At 68.6% G+C, this 16,886-nt stretch carries 17 protein-coding genes and 1 tRNA gene; 6 read left to right on the forward strand and 12 right to left on the reverse strand.

Going from position 1 to position 16,886, the window contains the following annotated elements; genetic code table 11:
- Window positions 1–535 precede the first annotated feature (535 nt).
- Window positions 536–802: a hypothetical protein gene (locus tag CRP27_RS11890; protein ID WP_141399752.1), complete on the forward strand. Its 267-nt coding sequence runs from the start codon at window positions 536–538 to the stop codon at window positions 800–802.
- Window positions 803–1,034: 232 nt separating this feature from the next.
- Here CRP27_RS11890 and CRP27_RS11895 read toward each other — a convergent pair whose 3' ends face one another.
- Window positions 1,035–1,772: an IclR family transcriptional regulator gene (locus CRP27_RS11895; protein ID WP_255257582.1), complete on the reverse strand. Its 738-nt coding sequence runs from the start codon at window positions 1,770–1,772 to the stop codon at window positions 1,035–1,037.
- A 110-nt stretch (window positions 1,773–1,882) separates the two neighbouring features.
- Between CRP27_RS11895 and CRP27_RS11900 the strand changes: the two genes are divergently transcribed.
- Together CRP27_RS11900 and CRP27_RS11905 are read left to right on the forward strand one after the other, a co-directional pair.
- Complete coding sequence (locus tag CRP27_RS11900) at window positions 1,883–2,488, forward strand: nuclear transport factor 2 family protein (protein WP_176505578.1); 606 nt, start codon at window positions 1,883–1,885, stop codon at window positions 2,486–2,488.
- Window positions 2,485–3,936, forward strand: coding sequence for an amidohydrolase family protein (locus tag CRP27_RS11905; RefSeq protein ID WP_097180847.1), 1,452 nt, complete (start codon window positions 2,485–2,487; stop codon window positions 3,934–3,936). The genes CRP27_RS11900 and CRP27_RS11905 overlap by 4 nt, the downstream gene beginning before the upstream one ends.
- 78 nt (window positions 3,937–4,014) lie before the next feature.
- Here CRP27_RS11905 and CRP27_RS11910 read toward each other — a convergent pair whose 3' ends face one another.
- Window positions 4,015–4,587 carry a TetR/AcrR family transcriptional regulator gene (locus CRP27_RS11910; RefSeq protein ID WP_255257561.1) on the reverse strand — a complete coding sequence of 191 codons (573 nt, stop codon included), beginning with the start codon at window positions 4,585–4,587 and terminating at the stop codon, window positions 4,015–4,017.
- A gap of 109 nt (window positions 4,588–4,696) precedes the next feature.
- On the opposite strand from CRP27_RS11910, the gene CRP27_RS11915 reads away from it, so the two are divergent.
- Window positions 4,697–5,275, forward strand: a complete 579-nt coding sequence (locus CRP27_RS11915; protein WP_097180849.1) for a hypothetical protein — start codon at window positions 4,697–4,699, stop codon at window positions 5,273–5,275.
- 113 nt (window positions 5,276–5,388) lie between these two features.
- Here the strand turns inward: CRP27_RS11915 and CRP27_RS11920 are convergent, their stop codons facing one another.
- The 4 genes from CRP27_RS11920 to CRP27_RS11940 form a co-directional block, all read right to left on the reverse strand.
- Window positions 5,389–5,703, reverse strand: a complete 315-nt coding sequence (locus CRP27_RS11920; protein ID WP_141399753.1) for a hypothetical protein — start codon at window positions 5,701–5,703, stop codon at window positions 5,389–5,391.
- A gap of 1,291 nt (window positions 5,704–6,994) precedes the next feature.
- Window positions 6,995–8,431 carry a P-loop ATPase, Sll1717 family gene (locus tag CRP27_RS11925; RefSeq protein WP_141399754.1) on the reverse strand — a complete coding sequence of 479 codons (1,437 nt, stop codon included), beginning with the start codon at window positions 8,429–8,431 and terminating at the stop codon, window positions 6,995–6,997.
- A 328-nt stretch (window positions 8,432–8,759) separates the two neighbouring features.
- Window positions 8,760–9,659: an SHOCT domain-containing protein gene (locus tag CRP27_RS18505; protein WP_097181057.1), complete on the reverse strand. Its 900-nt coding sequence runs from the start codon at window positions 9,657–9,659 to the stop codon at window positions 8,760–8,762.
- A 608-nt stretch (window positions 9,660–10,267) separates the two neighbouring features.
- Window positions 10,268–10,342: transfer RNA gene (locus tag CRP27_RS11940), tRNA-Gln, on the reverse strand.
- Window positions 10,343–10,422: 80 nt separating this feature from the next.
- Here CRP27_RS11940 and CRP27_RS11945 point away from each other — a divergent pair.
- Window positions 10,423–10,917 (forward strand): MarR family winged helix-turn-helix transcriptional regulator, encoded by a 495-nt coding sequence (locus tag CRP27_RS11945; protein ID WP_097180853.1) that lies wholly within the window; start codon window positions 10,423–10,425, stop codon window positions 10,915–10,917.
- A gap of 29 nt (window positions 10,918–10,946) precedes the next feature.
- Complete coding sequence (locus tag CRP27_RS11950) at window positions 10,947–11,390, forward strand: VOC family protein (RefSeq protein WP_097180854.1); 444 nt, start codon at window positions 10,947–10,949, stop codon at window positions 11,388–11,390.
- Window positions 11,391–11,518: 128 nt separating this feature from the next.
- On the opposite strand, the gene CRP27_RS11955 is transcribed toward CRP27_RS11950, so the two are convergent.
- The 6 genes from CRP27_RS11955 to CRP27_RS11980 all read right to left on the reverse strand — a co-directional run bounded on the left by CRP27_RS11955 (window position 11,519) and on the right by CRP27_RS11980 (window position 16,771).
- Window positions 11,519–13,384, reverse strand: a complete 1,866-nt coding sequence (locus tag CRP27_RS11955) for an ABC-F family ATP-binding cassette domain-containing protein (protein WP_097180855.1) — start codon at window positions 13,382–13,384, stop codon at window positions 11,519–11,521.
- A 224-nt stretch (window positions 13,385–13,608) separates the two neighbouring features.
- A complete protein-coding gene (locus tag CRP27_RS11960) occupies window positions 13,609–14,007 on the reverse strand; it encodes a PLD nuclease N-terminal domain-containing protein (RefSeq protein WP_097180856.1) in 399 nt (132 codons plus the stop codon).
- A gap of 97 nt (window positions 14,008–14,104) precedes the next feature.
- Window positions 14,105–14,548, reverse strand: coding sequence for a molybdenum cofactor biosynthesis protein MoaE (locus CRP27_RS11965; protein ID WP_255257562.1), 444 nt, complete (start codon window positions 14,546–14,548; stop codon window positions 14,105–14,107).
- Window positions 14,545–15,057: a molybdenum cofactor biosynthesis protein B gene (locus CRP27_RS11970; RefSeq protein WP_097180857.1), complete on the reverse strand. Its 513-nt coding sequence runs from the start codon at window positions 15,055–15,057 to the stop codon at window positions 14,545–14,547. Before CRP27_RS11970 ends, CRP27_RS11965 begins: the two co-directional genes overlap by 4 nt.
- Complete coding sequence (moaC, locus tag CRP27_RS11975; protein WP_097180858.1) at window positions 15,054–15,545, reverse strand: cyclic pyranopterin monophosphate synthase MoaC; 492 nt, start codon at window positions 15,543–15,545, stop codon at window positions 15,054–15,056. The genes CRP27_RS11970 and moaC overlap by 4 nt, the downstream gene beginning before the upstream one ends.
- On the reverse strand, window positions 15,542–16,771 hold the full coding sequence (locus CRP27_RS11980; protein WP_097180859.1) for a molybdopterin molybdotransferase MoeA: 1,230 nt from the start codon (window positions 16,769–16,771) through the stop codon (window positions 15,542–15,544). The genes moaC and CRP27_RS11980 overlap by 4 nt, the downstream gene beginning before the upstream one ends.
- Window positions 16,772–16,886 lie beyond the last annotated feature (115 nt).

The raw sequence follows: 16,886 nt of genomic DNA on the forward strand, positions 1-16,886 counted from the left end.
AGCACGCGTTGGCACATCTCCCTCTGGCTGCGCGGAAGGGCGGGAGTTGGTGAGATCTCCACCCCCGTTTCACGGCTCTGATCGCAACGCGAGGTCGCCACACCACAGGCCGCCCATCGGGCGATGAGCATCACGCCCGGTACTGCCGCCTGATGAAGGCGCCGTTGGATCAGGCTGCTTCCTCGGACGGCGGACAGCTACCCGCCTTCGAGTCGGCAGATCGGGCGTACAAGTTCCACAGTCCAGGTGTCGATTGCAACGCTGTCTCTGTCGTGCACAACTAGGCCAGTCTCGTAATCATCTTCACCACGACCGGGACCCTCCACGTGTGCCCGGGCTGGGACATCAGCCAGGAGGGTGTCGGCAAACGTGAATGCGGCGTTCGCTGCGACGCTCTCGACGAGGGGTCGTACGAGGAGAAGCCCGCGGTCAACGTCAGCTCTCCGCTGCAGACACCAGCCCGCGTCCCGACCTCGCCGCTGCCCTCGACGGCCTTCGGGACGGTGCCGCCGTGTACTGCTGCGGGCCGGCGTCGATGATGGACTCCCTCGACGAGCTCATCACCAGCGAACACCCCGACCTCACCTTGCATGTCGAACGCTTCGCCGCGACCGCACGAGACGACAGCCAAAACCGGCCGTTCCAGGTGTTCCTCGCGCAAGCTGGCGAAACCGTCGACGTCCCCGCCGGTCGACCCGAGCACCGTGACGACATCTGTGCCGGCGACGGACGCAACAGCACTGAGCTGATGCACCCGTGCGTATCCCGCGGGAAAGACCCAGTGCTCGTCCTCGACGCCTGATCCACGAAAGCGGACCGCCGATCGATCATCGAGACTAGGTCCACCTAACCCACCGCGAGAGGCCGGGTCCCACAGCGCGAGATGTTCGCCGGCGAGACAGGCTGTCTTCCCGCGCCAGCCTGACGGGCCGCCTCCCGCCTTCCTGACGGTCAGCTGACGGGAGGCGCGGGGCGGGCCCGCCACGCGCCTCCCGTCAGACGGATGCACCGGACGACTGCCCTCACCGACAGGGTCAGCGGCTCGCGTCGCGCGTGATCGCCCGCGCGCACGCCTGCAGGGCGGGCACGATGAGACGCGGATCCGCGCCTCCGACCGGCATGACGACCGAGAGCGCGGCGACGACGGCTGCCGCCGTGTCCCGGATCGGCACGCCGGCGGCGACGAGGGCACGCGGTGACCGCTGCGAACCGACCGCGGCACCCGTCCGGCGGACGGCCGACAAGTAGCGACGGAGCTCGGCCGACGTCGTCACCTCGTCGATCGCGTCCCGCGCGCCGAACGTCGCGATGGCGGTCTCCTGGACGTCGTCCGGTGCGAACGCCAGCAGTGCCAGCCCGCCGCCGGTCGCGGTGAGCGGCATGCGACCACCAACCCGGTACCCGACGCTCCGGGTCGCGCGCTTGGGCGAGACCCGTTCGACGAGGACCGCTTCGTCTCCCTCGCGCACACTGAGCATCGCGTGCTGTCCCGTGAGGTCGTGCAGGTCGTGGAGGTACGGCAGCGACGCTTGGCGGAGACCCACACCACGGGGCGCGAGTGCCGCGAGCTCGTACAGTCGGAGTCCGATGGCGAACCGCCCGTCCTCCCGCCGCTCGAGTGCACCCTCATCGGCCAGGCTCCGAGCGATCCGGAGGGTCGAGTTGACCGGGAGCCCGGCGCGACGCGCGAGTTCGCTGAGGGTGAGCACGACGTGCCGGTCGTCGAAGCACCCCAGGATCGCGAAGGCCCGACCGACCATCCCCACGGGCATCCCGTCCACCTGAGCACCTTAGCGCCGACCCGGTCTTCCGCTCAGTGGAAACCCCTCACCGCGTCCGCCCCCGGGCGTCCTACCGTCTCCGACGAACGAGGGAGCACGACGTGGACGACACAGCCGAGATCAGTCAACTCGTCCTGCGGGAACGCCAGGGGCGGGACCGAGGACGCTGGGACCGCATGCGCGAGGCATGGGATCCCGAGGGACGCGTCCGCATCAGCTGGATCGACGGGAGCGCGACGGAGTTCATCCGGGGCTCGATCGCGATGGCAGCAGGCGGGACGTCCGCCACGCACCGGATGAGCCCGCCCGTGGTCGACGTCTTCGACGACCGCGCGATCGTCACCGCGCCCGCGGTCATCGAGCTCCGGACACACCTCGACGAGGTGGAGGTCGACCTGGCCTCGCGAGTCCGACTGCTGTACCGGGTCCGACGTGGACCAGCGGGCTGGCGGCTGACGGCCATGACGTGCGTCTACGAGTCGGACGCGGTGGCCCCGGTCGTCCCCGGAACGGCATCGGACCTCGGCGCGGTGTCCGTCGACGGCCGCCGTCCCTCGTACCGCTGGCTCGCGACCGTGCTCGGCGCGACGGGTCACCACGTGGCCGACGACCTGCCGGGCGACGACCGACCCGACTCCGTGGCCGCGATCGAGCAGGCCGAGCAGGACTGGCTGCTCGACGACGAACGAGACGAGGACGACGCATGAGCCGGTACGTGACCACGCCCACCGCAGGGACGGACCTGTTGATCCGCGACGTCACGGTCGTGGACCCGGCCGACGGATCCGCCACCGCCGGGCTCGACGTCAGGATCATCGGCGACCTCGTCGCCTCCGTGACCCCGACCGGGAACGCGCGCGGGGCCACCGGCACGCACGTCATCGACGGGCACGGGCGGTTCCTGACCCCGGGCTTCACGGACATGCACGCGCACCCGCTCAACACCCCGGACGACGTCGACGGGGCGTACGCCCTGATGCTCGCGAACGGCATCGTCGGGTTCCGACAGATGTCCGGCTCACCCGCGCTGCTGTCGCGACGCGCTGCGGGCCAACTGCCCGCACCGCTCGGGGCACCCGCGCTCCTCGCGACACCGGGAGACCTCCTCACCCCGATGAACGCGTCGACACCGGAGGCCGCCGTCGCGACCGTCCGCGAACAGCACGCGCAGGGGGCGGACTTCATCAAGGCCGCCCTGGTCGGGCGCGACGCGTTCCTCGCGGCGCTCGACGAGGCACGCCGGGTCGGGATCCCGCTCGCCGGTCACCTCCCGAACGACGTCGACCCCCGCGAAGCCGCGCGCGGCGGGATGCGCGCGATCGAGCACCTCGGCCCCGGCTCCACCGTCTTCGCGGCCACTTCGTCCCGCGAGTCCGAGGTCCGCGCGCTCGTCGGAAATGGGCGCGCGCCGAAGATCCCCACGGTGAAGCTGCCCGGGATGGACCGCATCGTCGGTCGGATGATCCGGGGGATCGTCGTGAACCCGGCCACCAGGACGTCCGAGGCATCCGCGCAGGCGCTCACCATCGCGGACGACTCGTACGACGAGGCCGCAGCCCAGGAACTCGCGGCACTGTTCGTCGAACACGAGACCTGGCAGTGCCCGACGCTGATCCGCCTGCACACGCAGCAGTTCCCGAACGCACCGGAGCACCGACAGGACGAACGCCGCCGGTACATCGCCCCGGACGAGCTCCGCGCGTGGGACAGGTCGGGGCGGAAGTTCGCCGACCTCCCATCGGAGACCCGCGACACACTCGAGTCGCACTGGGCGACCCAACTGCGCCTCGTCAAGCTCTTCGCCGACGCGGGGGTCCCCATGATCGCCGGCACGGACGCGGACGGCGCGGCCGGGGTGATCCCGGGCTTCGCGCTCCACGATGAGTTCGCCCACCTCGCCGCCGCTGGTCTGGCCCCCGTCCAGATCCTCCGGACGGCCACGTCCGACGCAGCACGGTTCCTCGGGATCGACGGACGATCCGGTCGCGTGGCACCCGGCTACCGCGCAGACGCCGTGCTCCTCACCGCCGACCCGCTTGCGAGCCACACGGCGCTCGCGCGGATCGGCGGCGTCATCCGTGGTGGATCGTTCTGGGACCGGGCAGCGCTCGACACGACCCTCGACGCAGTGGCTGCCGCACCGGGCGCCCGTTGACCGTCGTGACGTGACTGGCGAACGGACTGGAGGCGCGGTGCCAGCTGACACCGTGCCTCCTGTCCGTCCGTGCGCGCGTCAGCGCGACGTCGCCCCGACCGGACGGATCAGCGCGCGTGCACTGCGGAGGTAGGACGCGGCCAACGCCGCCTCGCCGTCGAGGTACCCGGCGACCATCGCACCGTCCCGCAGCAGCATGAGGTCCGTCGCCACCCCCTCGGGGTCCGGCAGGTGCAACGGCTCGATGACCTGCGCGTAGGTGGCCTTGCACCAGGCCCGGTGGCGGTCCACCGCCTGGCGCACGCCGCTGTCGCGGTCCGGGTACTCGGCCGCGGCGTTGATGAAGGGGCAGCCTCGGAACCCGGGCTCGCACGCCATCGAGCCGAGGGTCCCCGCGATGAGCTCGAAGGTCCGCTCGGCGTCGCCGTCGGCGTGCGCGATCGCGGCGCCGACGCCGTCCCGCTCCTGCTGCGCACGTCGCTCGAGGTGGGCGACGACGAGGTCGTCCTTGCTCGTGAAGTGCCGGTAGAACGTGACCTTCGTCGTCCCCGCACGCTCGATGACCCGATCCACGCTCACGGCGCGGATGCCCGACGCGTAGAAGAGCTCGGTCGCCGCATCGATGAGACGATCGCGCATGGACACCTTCACCGCACCGATCATAAGCGGTCCTCCGTCCTCACTTGCGCTTCCCACTTGTACGCCCTACCGTCAGTAGAGTTACTAGTCATTCTACTTCTGATCTCGACGAGAGGCACCCGTGTCCACCACCTCCGCTCCGCATCCGGCACGCATCGCCGCGACGCTCCGCACCCTGTACGCCGTCCGCTTCGTGTTCCAGCTCGTCTGGGCACTCGTGCTGATCCTCACGGCCTCCGCCGGGCTGGGTCCGGTGAGCGTCACGCTGCTGCTGCTCTACCCGCTCTTCGACGTCGTCGCGGCGATCGTCGACCACCGTGCGTCCCGCGGCACCGGGCCGTCACCGCTGCTGTCCGTGAACATGGGCCTCAGCCTCCTCGCCGCGATCGGCCTCGTGTTCGCCGTCGCCTCGGGCATCCCGGCCGTGATGGTCGTCTGGGGCCTGTGGGCGATCACGGCCGGCGCCGTGCAGCTCGTCGTGGCGCTCCGCCGACGCCGCCTCGGAGGGCAGTGGCCGATGATCCTGAGTGGCGGCATCTCGGTGCTCGCCGGTGTGGGCTTCCTCGCCGGGTCGGCGAACAGCGAGTCCGTCGCCGGCGTCGGCGGGTACGCGATCCTCGGAGCGGTGTTCTTCCTGGTCTCGGCGATCCGGCTGCAGCGTGCCGCGAAGCTGGCCAGCGCAGGGGCGGAACGGGCATGAGCGTTGGCGAGGTGTTCGGCTTATTCGCGGATGCCAGCGGTGCGCGGATCGCGGATCCCAGTGCTGACGAGCGTTCCACGGGTTTCGGGATTCTGTTCCACGCCCTCGCGCGGTCAGTTGTCGTCGACTGTCTTCTGTACCCGTAGATGCGCCACGCTGGTGCCGCCTCCCGCTACAGCACTAGCGGTCAGGCCGGTCAGCACGAGCCCAGCTGCGGCTGCGGTGCTGGTCACGATCACTCGGAGAGCTCCGCATACCTTGCGCGGCAAGTGCGCCTGGACCGCTTCTTCGAACCACGCTGTCGGCACCTCGCCGGTGTGCCAGCTCGCGATGCGACTACTCGCCTCAATGGTGATCTTGCAGACCTGGCCTTGGGTAGGCGCGGCGTTCATCACGTTTACTTGGGTGGAGAGCCACGTCGCGATCACCCTGTCGCGCTTTCGCAGTCCGACGAGGAGCCGCGGGACGAGGAGCCGCGGGACAAGGAGCCGCACAGCGCACTGCGCTCACTCGTTCATCCAGAACCTCGCCCAAGGGGCGGCCCGTTGACGCCACAGTGGCACTAAACGCCAGGGTCAGCTACGACGCCCTCAGCAGGCCGAGCGTTGGAACGGTACCGACGGACGCGCCTCCGGGACATCCAACTTCGAAGCAAGGACCTTCCACCATCAGCGAACACGAGCCGCCCGCCATACCGCCGCCTGAATCGAGCACGACCTCGACATGAGCGCGGATGGCTTCGAAGCAGTGACGGGGTGTGGGTTCGTGCGGAGCCTACCCCTTCATCTCCGTCCCACCACCAGCAGCCGGCGGACACAGCGATCCGGCAAGGAGTTGAACCTTATACTCGCAGATGGTGACGACATTCGCACCCTCGCGAATACTGCACTGACAGTCTCCGAAGCTTTGCGAAGGAAACTCCGTGAAGCGGGAGAGTATGGAAATCCTTCGTTCCCATTGAGTAGCATCGCGCAAGACTCGCCGGCACTTCCTGGTAGGCGAATCGCGATCACTGAGGGCCAAGCGGATGTTCTTTACCTTCAGTCCGTACAGACGCTTTTCGGCACTTCCGCGGCGCCGCGGATTGTATCGACCGGCGGGTCTTCCGCTATGCCTTCCTTGGTTCAAAGCCTACTCACGATGGGAGAAACGCCCTCAATCGTTCTCGTGATTGACCAGGACCTAGAAAGTTCACCGCTACATGAAGCGTTGCGGTCACTCCAGACCCAAGCTGAGTCTCGCGGTACCTCTATCGAATTGAATTGGGTTGAGCCTGAGCTGGAAGTTGCTCCGGGACTGTCCAGGCCAGACGTTCCCTGGGAAGCCCGCAAGTCCCTTCGGCAGTCATCACCGGATGAGGTCATTCAAAGACTGCGGACTACGGATGTCCGCAACCTTGCCAAAAGTAACAATTCTCTGCGCCAGATACTTCGGGCCCTGGGCATCAACACTGCAGCATAAAGGCGAGGCCCACCCAGTCCTCACCCCTAATCGCCGCTGTTCAAGAGAGAGAAGCATCGTCGAGTTGCATTTACGGGCAAAGATCACGATCCGCGCTTCGGGCAGGACCGCAGGTGCCCGACAAAGTACAACCCTAGTGGCGTCAATGGCAGCGGGGAGCAGCGTTCAGCTTAGGTACTTCTGGCCGCGACCACGCCCGCGGAGTGGGGGGTCGTGCAGCCGACGTCGCCGTTCCCGCGAGCTGCCTCGATGGCACAGTCAGCGCCACGGACGATTCCACGCCCGAGTCAGGGCGTCATGGAGGAGAAACTCGTACCGAGTGCTGAAACCCGCTCCGGACACTCGCCTAAAGACGAAGTCGGTATACCCACCGTTACGCACTGCAATACCGCCGACTTCGAACATTTGCTTAAGCAGCTTTTTGATATCCGCCGGGTCAAGCTCGCCAGACAATTCCTCCTTGAGATAGTCAAACGTGAAGAAACGCGACGGTGCGGTCCGCAACGCCTCCTTGAAGGAAGCAATCTCCCTAGCTCGGGCTGAAGGAAGGATGCCCGCAAGGTTGTCGAAAATCTCGCCGACGAAGTACTCCTCAGCATAGGCGCGTACCGCATTCTTCGCTGCATGCTCGGTCACGCCCTTGTTGCCTTTATAGAAACGCTGGACGTAGCCCATCAGCGCTACTGCATCTCTTGGAAGGAGTCGGGTGTTGTCCAGGAAGTACTCGGCAAGGTCTGTGTGCGGCCCAATGGAAACAGGCGTTTTGAGGTACTGATTTACTATGTTTCGCACGACGGGACGGGCGACGGCTGCTTTGTTACTGAGCAGTTGCCAGAGGTGATTGTTTGCCCCGATGCCACGCGCATGCCAGTCGAGGTAGATGGCTTTCGATTTCACCTTGTTGACGTTGGGCCCAGGCAGTACGTCGATGATGTCCGACCGCATCGCCGCGGCTACAGTTACAGGCAGCTCAAGTTGCGTCATCTCCGTATTGATCCCGTACACAGCCTGGACCAGCCCCGCGAGCGAAGTCCATTCGTCGTCAGCTTCGAAGAAGAACGAGTCAAGCCCGTCTAGTGCGATCATGTGACGGCTCTCGGTCCGTACCTCGCTCAAAACGCTCCTGATATGGGCACTCGCCTCGAGTGGAGTGATGACGCCCGAGTTGTAGCTGCGCTCAGCCCCGAAGATTTTCGCGTCAAACTTGAGCGTCAGCGACGACCAGTTCGCAACACGCGAGGTCCAGTTGCCGCTGAGTAGTCCTTCCTTCCGAAGCCCTTTGACCATCGCATCAAAGCTTGTTGGGGCCGTCAATCCTTGATCTTCGGCGAGGGACCCCACAATGTGCAGGAGTAGCAAGAACTCCCAGGCAGCTTGAGATCTTGATGCGCCGGCGGTCTGACCCATTGGTATGCGAGTCACATCGTTGACAGGGAAACCACTTAGATCCCAAGCACTGTAGAACCGACGGGCGTCGTGGCGCCAAGTGAGCCTGATGTTCTCGAGCACTGCCGACTTTCCGGAGCCTTTTGGTCCAAGCAGCACCCACACGCCGCCCGTCTGTAGCCCATAGGCAGCCTCCCGAAAGTCGTAATAGCCCCTGGTCAACAGTTCTGGCGTCTCAGACGCCTCTTGACTGGCGTCGATCTCTCCGAAGTGCAGCTCGTTGAAGTTGGGGAGAGACGAGTCAGGCATAGCGGGAGAGTACATGACATCGGCTCAGGCATCGAGGTGTCGCTAGCGAGCGCAGCATCTGCGCCTCCCTCTGCGATCGGCCAGCTCGTCAGTTCCGTCGCTGATAACGCTCAGTCCGTCGGAGTCAGGATGCGCGATCACGAGAGTGCCCGCTCGTCGGAGCAGAGCGGGGACAGAGTTCATCCGCAGACGAGCAGCGTTGACGAGGGCCAGCCGTCGAAGCAGCCGACGTGATCGTCCACTGATACGAGATTCGAGGGCTGTCCTGGCTCATCGTCAACGTCATCGCAGTCCGAGGTAGGGCGCGTGCTGACCCCGCGGTATCGGGCTACATCCGGTTGAGGATGTCCGCCTTCTTGGCATCGAACTCCGCGTCGGTGAGGATGCCGCGGTCCCGTAGTGCCGCCAGCTTCTCGAGCTCGTCCGCGTCGGAGTGCGGCTGCAGGATGGTCGTCTGACCACCGGCGGGGGCTAGGTTCGCCTTGACATCGCGGAACGCGCGGGCGATGGAGTCGCCTTGGCCGTGCATCATGCCGCCGATGGTGGACAGGTTGCCGGACACGGTGATGGCAAGCGCTTCACCTCCGAGCCGCTTCTGAACGGCGACGGACGTGATTGCAGTGAGAGGAAACTCCTCGATGGTTGCGCCAACCATCGCCTTGTCGAAGAAGAACAACCGCTCGTCGGTCAGAACGATGATGCCCTGGTTCCGTCCCCAGGTGCCTTGCCCGATCTCGACTACCGTTTCAGTCGCGGTGAGGTAGTGCCGAATGTTCTTGAGTTCCATGGCCCCAAAGAACTTGCTGCTCCGACTGAGACGATTGAGGACTGCGCTTAGTCCGCGGTCGTCGAAGACGTCGTCGCCGAGTTCGTTCGCGATGTCAGTCGCCACTGCGTAGTGCTTTGTTCCGGCCGACATCTCCACGCGAAGAGCGACCGTGGAGCCGACGGGGTGGGGTCGCACTGACGCGGTTACCGTGGCTGCCCACCGGTTCTTCAACCACTGAGTCTTCGACGCCCCGGAGATCTCTCCAGGTGCGCCGGTCGGGTCGAGCCCGAGCTTCGTGAACGCTGTTCGGAGGAGCTGGTCAGCCTCGTCGGGTGTAACGAGCAGACGCCAGTCGATGGTCCGTGCGATAGCCATGAAGAGCCTTTCAACGGTCAAGAGATCCTCCCCGCACGTTAGCGCCGGCGGCACATCGACACCATCTTGTACGAGCTCCGTCATCGCTAAGGCAAACACCTGGTACCCGCGGGCGGACCGGATGAAGTTGCGGCCGCCGTCGGATGCTTGTCATGTTCGATCCACTCAAGGACGCTCACTGAGCGGACGAGGGCAGCTTCTCACCCCGTCGCGGCTCGGGGCGATCGCAAACGCGGCTGACGCTCCCTCCCTCCCCCCCCCGTTTCCTTACGAGCCTTCGGTGCAACGAAAGCGCCGTCCACCATCGGTGGGCGGCGCTTTCATGGCTTCAGCGCGGCCGCCGGCTCCGAGCGCCGACAGGGCCACCGCAGTCAGAGCGCAACGTTGTGGGCGAGACTTAGCGGGCGTAGTCGGAGTCGAGCAGGCGCGGCGCAGGCTCGGAGTCGTTGCGCGTCATGATTGTGAACTCGATCTCCCGCTGCGCGTGTCGGAAAGCCGGCGAAGGCTCCTTCACGTACCAGCCGGAGTTGTAGTTCGACTGGCGCGGCGCGCCCGGGGTCGGGGAGGCACGGACCGAGGTTGCGTCGAATGCGACGAGGCGGCGCGCGCTTCGCAAAGGGGGTCCGCGCAGGCTCAAAGGAGGGCCGGATCGAATACACCGAACCGATTCCGTCGATAGGCCGATCGGTCCTTGGCTCCGCCTCCAGGATTCGAACCCGGACCTAACGGCACCAAAGGCCGTCGTGCTGCCATTACACCAAGGCGGAACGCGCACGGAGGCGCCCGACCATCCTCCCACGACCGACGAGGCTGGCCGTGCAGCCCTCGCGTCCGCCAAGATGGGGGGATGCCGCAGGAGGACGAGGTCGATCGCATCGTCGCTGCGTGGGGACGGGAACGAGCAGACCTGGACTTCGGACCGCTCGAGGTCCTGTCCCGCGTCGACCGGTTGGCCCGGCACCTCGACCGCGCCCGACGCGCCGCGTTCGACGAGAGCGGGGTCGAGCCGTGGGAGTTCGACGTCCTGTCGGCACTGCGGCGGGCGGGTGAGCCGTACGAGCTGAGCCCGAAGACACTCCTGCAACAGACCCTGGTCTCGAGCGGCACGATGACGAACCGGGTGGACCGACTGGCGGCGCGCGGACTCGTCGCGCGTCGCACGGACCCGAAGGACGGTCGGGGCATCCTCGTGTCGTTGACGGCCGAGGGTCGCGCCGCGGTGGACGCCGCGATCGCGGATCTCCTGGCGGCCGAGCGGGACATCCTCACGGGGGTGTCCGACACCGAGCAGGACCAGCTGTCCGGGTTGCTGCGGCGACTCATCCTGGGCCTCGGGGACTGACCCGCCGGCCGGCGACTACGCTCCGGCCCATGCACGCGATCACCCTGGCCGTCGCCGACGTCGCACGTTCGGCGGAGTTCTACCGTGCCCTGCTCGGGATCGACGGCAGCGGGGTGATCGGCACCGAGTACCCCGCGACCGAGACGGACGCGGGCGGCACCACGGCGATGTTCACGCTCGACGACGGCGTGATCGTGAGCGTCTACGGCCGCGACGACATGGCGAAGGACTCCGGTGTGTCACTCGCCACCGCACCGAGCAGCACGATCGGGCACTTCGTCGACTCGCAGGCCGATGCCGAGGCGTTCCTCGAACGGGCACGGGCCGCGGGAGCGACGATGCTCGCGGCGCCGTACACGCGTCCGTGGGGCATGTGGTCCGGCTTCTTCCAGGACCCCGACGGCCACCTCTGGGAGGTCGTCGCGAACCCCGGCGGCGGCGCGCCCGAGGACGGGAAGCCTGCGTCGACGTAGGACCGCCGCACAACCGAAGTCACGCGGCACCACGGAATCGCACGGTGTGCGTTGATTTTGGTTGTGCGGAACCCGAACGCGCCCGGCGCCGCGCCGCCCCGCGCCGCCCGGCGCCGCGCCGCGCCGCCTCAGACCCCGAGCAACTCCGCGACCTCGAGCCAGCGCTCCTCGAGCTGCTCGACCTCGGCCTCCAGGTCGGCCAGGCGCGACTGCAGCTCCCCGAGGCCGGCGTAGTCCGACTGGTCGTGGGTCGCGAACGCGTCGAGGAGCTTCTTCCGCTCGTCCCCGACCTTCGCGATGCGACGGTCGAGCGCGGACATCTCCTTCTCCGCCGTCCGACGATCGGCGCCGGAGAGCGACGACGCGGCAGACCCGGAACCGGACCCGGCGGCAGTGGACCCGGCCACCGCGGCGGGCGAGCCGGTCCCGCCGGCGGTGTCGGGCCTCCCGGCAGACGCGGCGGCAGCCGCCGATGCGGTCCCGCCACCGGTGCCGGACGACCGGAGCCGCATGTACTCGTCGACGCCGCCCGGCAGGTGCCGGAGGTGCCCGCCGAGCACGGCGTACTGCTGGTCGGTGACGCGCTCGAGCAGGTAGCGGTCGTGCGACACGACCAACAGGGTGCCGGGCCAGGTGTCGAGCAGGTCCTCCATGGCGGCGAGCATGTCGGTGTCGAGGTCGTTCGTCGGCTCGTCGAGGATGAGCACGTTCGGCTCGTCGAGCAGGATGAGCATGAGCTGCAGGCGGCGCTTCTGACCACCGCTCAGGTCCTTGACCGGCGTGGAGAGCTGCGCCGAGGTGAAGCCGAGCCGCTCGAGCAACTGGGAGGGCGTCATCTCCTTGCCGTCCGCGACGTAGCTCGTCTTCTTGCGGGCGACGACCTCGCGGACGCGGTCGTCGGCGAACTGCGCGAGGTCGGCAAGCTGCTGGTCGAGCACGGCGATCTGCACGGTCTTGCCGGTCTTCACCCGACCCGACGTCGGCTGGAGCTTGCCCGCCACGAGGTTGAGCAGCGTCGACTTGCCTGCACCGTTCGGGCCGAGGATGCCGGTGCGCTCCCCCGGCGCGATCCGCCACTCGATGCGGTCGAGGATCTGGGTGCCGTCGAACGAGACGCTGACGTCGAGCAGGTCGACGACGTCCTTGCCGAGTCGCGCGGTCGCCGTCTTCGCCAGCGCGACCGTGTCGCGGATCGGGGGCACGTCGTCGATGAGGGCGTTCGCCGCATCGATGCGGAACTTCGGCTTGCTCGTGCGTGCCGGAGCACCGCGGCGGAGCCACGCGAGCTCCTTGCGGGCCAGGTTCTGCCGGCGCTGCTCGCTCGCCGCTGCCTGCCGGTCCCGCTCGACGCGCTGCAGGATGTACGCCGCGTAGCCACCTTCGAAGGGGTCGACGACACCGTCGTGGACCTCCCACGTGTCGGTCGAGACGGCGTCGAGGAACCACCGGTCGTGGGTCACGACGACCATGCCGCCCTGGTTCGCCGACCACCGGCGGTTGATGTGCTCGGCGAGCCACTGGATGCCCTCGACGTCGAGGTGGTTCGTGGGCTCGTCGAGGAACAGCACGTCCCAGTCCCCCACCAGCAGGCGGGCGAGTGCCACGCGGCGCCGCTGCCCACCACTCAGGTCGTCGACCGAGGCGTCCCACGGGATGTCCGACACGAGGCCGCCGATGATGTCGCGGATCTTCGGGTCACCGGCCCACTCGTGCTCGGCCAGGTCGCCGACGACGACGGTGCCGACGGCCTCGCCCGCGGGCAGGATGTCGCGCTGGTCGAGGTACCCGACCGTCAGCCCGCGGCGGTGCGTGACACGGCCGCCGTCCGGCTCGAGGCGCTGTGCGAGCAGGGCGAGGAGGGTCGACTTGCCGTCGCCGTTCCGACCGACGACGCCGATGCGGTCACCCTCGTCGATGCCGAGGGTGACGCTGTCGAAGACGACCTTGGTGGGGAACTCGAGATGCAGGTTCTCGGCGCCGAGGAGATGAGCCACCCGTCAAGGGTAGGCGGCGCGCGGGGGTGCGGGGTGCGGGGTGGGGGCCGAGTCGGAACGACAGGTCCGACGTCGTACGACATCGGCGTTGTCGCAACCGCGCGCACGCAACTGTTGCCGACGCGCGGGAACGACAGATCGGGTGTCGTGCGACACCGGCGTTGTCGTTCCGAGTCCGGTCACGTCGCAGAGGCGCGCACCGCGCACCAGCCTGGAGGCGCGGGTCAGCTCCCCGAGGTCGGCTCGCCTTCGCCGGCGGCCTCCTTGGCACGGCGCAGTCGCGCCTGGGCCTCCCAGTACTCGATCTCACGCTCGAGCTCGGCGAGCTCCTGCTCCGTGCCGGTCACGCGCTTGTCACCGTGGGCGGCGCGGGCGTGACCGAGACTCGCGTACTGGTCCTCGTGACGCCTGGGCTCGATGTAGCGGCCGTGGTTCCGGTCGCCCTGGCTCCAGTCGTGCCCGACGGCGAACCACACGATGCTGCCGACGACGGGCAGGAAGATGCAGATCAGGATCCACGCGAACTTCGGCAGGCCCCGGACCTGGTCGTCGCTCTTGGTGATGATGTCGATCAGGGCGAAGACCAGCAGGACGATCGACGCCCCGTACAGCAGCACGCTCATGAGCAGCGAGTCTATGGATCGCCTACGAACGTGCGCTACGCCCCGAACGCGTGCCGTGGTTGCGATCCGGCAACGGTCCGCTGCGCGGTCGTACAGGTCATAGTGCGGCGACCCACTCGTCGGAACCGTCGGTGAACTGCTGGTGCTTCCAGATCGGCACCCGCTCCTTCACGAGGTCGACCAGGGCCCCGCACGCTGCGAAGGCCTCGGCCCGGTGCGGCGACGACACCGCGGCGGCGAGCGCCACGTCCCCGACGACGAGTGCCCCCACCCGGTGCAGCACCGCGATGCGGACCTCGGGGTGGGCCTCGGCGATGGTCCGGGCAACCTCGGCGATGACGGCGCCGGCGCTCGGGTGCCGTTCGTACTCGAGGGCGGTCACACCCTTGCCGCCGTCGTGGTCACGGACGACCCCGGCGAAGGTGACGACGGCGCCGTCCTGGTCGGTGGCGACGACCGTCGAGACCTCGTCGACGGTGATCGTCCGGTCGACGACGTCGGCGACCACGACCCGGTCGGCGCCCGCCACGGCGTCCGTCACGAGGCGCTCCGCGGGGCGTGGCCCTCGCCCGACACCTGCGCCAGCACGTGGTCGAGCAGTCCGTCGAGGACGGCGAGCCCGTCCGCGACGCCGCCGCGCGACCCGGGCAGCGTGACCAGCAGCGCGCCGCCGGTCGCGACCCCGGCGACACCGCGGCTGAGGAGGGCGGTCGGGCCGGCGCCGGCGAGCCCGCGACGACGGATCTCCTCGGTGATGCCCGGGAGCTCGAGGTCGATGAGCGGTGCGACGGCCTCGGGCGTGCGGTCGGTCGGGGTGACCCCGGTGCCGCCCGTGGTGATCACGACGCGGGCGTCGGCGAGGAGTTCGGCCGCGACGGTGTCGGCGATCGGACCGCCGTCCGGCACGATGATCGGTTCCGCCACGGTGAAGTCGTGTTCCCGGAGCCAGCCCGCGATGACCGGCCCGGTGCGGTCGAGCGCGGGATCGGCGGCGGCCTGGGTGGACACGACGACGACGGCCGCTCGGCCCCTGGTCGGCTGCGAGGTCATCGGTTGCTCCAGTCCCCGGAACGGCCACCGTGCTTCTCGAGCACCCGGACGTCCGTGATCGTGGCCGCCCGGTCGACGGCCTTCACCATGTCGTACACGGTCAGCGCCGCGACGCTCGCCCCGGTCAGGGCCTCCATCTCGACGCCCGTGCGTGAGGTCGTCCGCACGGACACCTCGACGAGCACCCGGTCGCCGTTCCCGGTGATGTCGACCTCGACCCCCGCGATCGGCAGCGGGTGGCAGAGCGGGATGAGGTCGGAGGTCTTCTTCACCGCCATGATCGCCGCGATGCGGGCGGTGCCGATGACCTCGCCCTTCGGCAGCGTCCCGTCGAGGATCCGGGCGACGACGTCCGGTCGGGTGACGAGGGTCGCCGTCGCGGTCGCCGAGCGGGCGGTGACGTCCTTCTCGGAGACGTCGACCATGTGCGCGCTGCCGTCGGCGCGGACGTGCGAGAGGTCGTCGGCGGCGGGTGCTGGTTCGGTCAACGGAGGCTCCAGACGGTCAGCGGGTCACCGGGCTCCACCGTGGCGGTGCCGATCGGGACGTGGACGAGGTGCGTGGCGGTGGCGTAGTGCGCGAGGAGGTGCGAGCTGGGGCCGCCGACGAAGTGCACGCGGCCGTCCTCGACCCGGCCGCGCCGGACCTGGTGCTTGCCCTCCGGCGAGGTCGCGGCATCGGCTGCGGGCAGGACCTCGGCGACACGGTCGTCGGGGAGTCCGGCATCGGCCGCCAGCAGCGGGCGGAGGAACACCTCGAAGGACACGAGCGCCGACACCGGGTTGCCGGGGAAGGACACCACCGGGACGGGACGCCCGGCGAGTTCGACCGTGCCGAACGCCTGCGGACCGCCGGGCTGCATCGCGACCGGTGTCACCGCGAGCCCGCGGGGTTCGAGGGCCTGGCGCACGACCTCGTACGCCCCGGCACTGATGCCACCCGTGGTGAGCACGAGGTCGGCCCAGTCCCCCACGGCCGCGTCGAGCGCTGCGACGAACGTCGTGTCGTCGTCCGGCACCCGGACGGACCGTGAGGCCACCCCGACCTCGGCGAGCGCCGCCCGCAGCGCGATGCCGTTCGCGTCGCCGATCGTGGCGTCGCCGGCGCCCTGGAGTTCGGACCCGGTGGACACGACGAGGACGCGGAGCTGCCGGACGAGGTCGACCGACGTGACCCCGGCAGCGGCGAGCGTGCCGAGCAACGCGGGGGTCACGGCAGCGCCGGCCGGAGCGAGTTCGCCCCCGCTCGGCAGGTCGGTGCCGGTCGCCCGGATGAAGGTCCCCGCCGCGAGGCCGTCCGGCACCGTGACCTGGTCGAGCGCCAACGCCGCGGGGAACGCGCCGACCGCGGTGGCCTCGACCGGGAACACCGCGTCGGCGCCGAGCGGGATGCGCGCCCCGGTCATGATCGGCGCCGCGGCACCCGGTTCCAACGGCGGCGGCATCGCCCCCGCCGGGATCGGGGCGACCACCCGGAGCGTGCGCCCGGCGTCGGCGGCACGGACGGCGAAGCCGTCCATCTGGCTGTTGTCGAACGGCGGGAGGGGAACCGGTGCGACGACGGCCCGTCCGAGCACGCGGCGACCCCGTCCGGCGCCGGCCCCGGTCGCCAGGTCGTCGACGACCCGTGCCTCCAGTCCGGACCGCCGTCTGCCGGACAGGACCGGTGCGACGAGGGCCGCGATCTCGTCGCGGTGCTGACCGATCGTTCGCACGTGTGCCTCCGAACAGGTGAGAAGTGCCCGCTCCCGGTTCGTCCGGGGGCGGCTTCAGTAGCGTAACGAGCGCGCAGAACGCGCCGAGGACCATTCGGAGGACCTGTGGAGAACG

The sequence above is a fragment of the Curtobacterium sp. 314Chir4.1 genome, assembly GCF_900215175.1.
GTDB classification, from domain to species: Bacteria; Actinomycetota; Actinomycetes; order Actinomycetales; family Microbacteriaceae; genus Curtobacterium; species Curtobacterium pusillum_A.